At 53.8% G+C, this 938-nt stretch carries 1 protein-coding gene; it reads right to left on the bottom strand.

Features of this window, described 5'->3' with window-relative positions:
• A partial coding sequence (tuf, locus tag ACU8YC_RS25015) for an elongation factor Tu (protein ID WP_446895961.1) occupies positions 1 to 938 on the bottom strand: 938 nt, incomplete at both ends.

The following is a 938-nucleotide window of genomic DNA, read 5'->3' on the forward strand; positions in this document are numbered from 1 at the left end:
GCAACAACGCCCGCACCAACAGTACGGCCGCCTTCACGGATTGCGAAACGCAGACCGTCGTCCATCGCGATTGGGTGGATCAGGGTAACAACCATTTTGATGTTGTCGCCCGGCATTACCATCTCAACGCCTTCCGGCAGTTCGATGGTACCAGTCACGTCAGTAGTACGGAAGTAGAACTGCGGACGGTAGCCTTTGAAGAACGGAGTATGACGGCCGCCTTCGTCTTTGGACAGAATGTACACTTCAGATTCGAACTTGGTGTGCGGCTTGATAGAGCCCGGCTTAGCCAGTACCTGACCACGTTCGATTTCTTCACGTTTGATACCACGCAGCAGAACACCAACGTTCTCACCAGCACGGCCTTCGTCCAGCAGTTTGCGGAACATTTCAACGCCAGTACAGGTAGACTTGGCAGTCTCTTTGATACCAACGATTTCAACTTCTTCACCAACTTTGATGATACCGCGCTCTACACGACCGGTAACAACGGTACCACGACCGGAGATGGAGAATACGTCTTCGATTGGCAGCAGGAACGGCTTATCGATAGCACGTTCTGGTTCTGGGATGTAAGAATCCAGGAAGCCAGCCAGTTCGATGATTTTCGCTTCCCACTCTGCTTCGCCTTCCAGCGCTTTCAGAGCAGAACCACGAACGATCGGCGTGTCGTCGCCCGGGAAATCGTACTGAGACAGAAGTTCACGAACTTCCATTTCTACCAGTTCCAGCAGCTCTTCGTCATCAACCATGTCGCATTTGTTCAGGAACACGATGATGTACGGAACGCCTACCTGACGACCCAGCAGGATGTGCTCACGAGTCTGCGGCATCGGGCCGTCAGTCGCAGCAACAACCAGGATCGCGCCGTCCATCTGCGCAGCACCGGTGATCATGTTTTTAACATAGTCGGCGTGGCCCGGGCAGTCTACGTGTGC

Source organism: Citrobacter sp. VF227 (assembly GCF_052950715.1).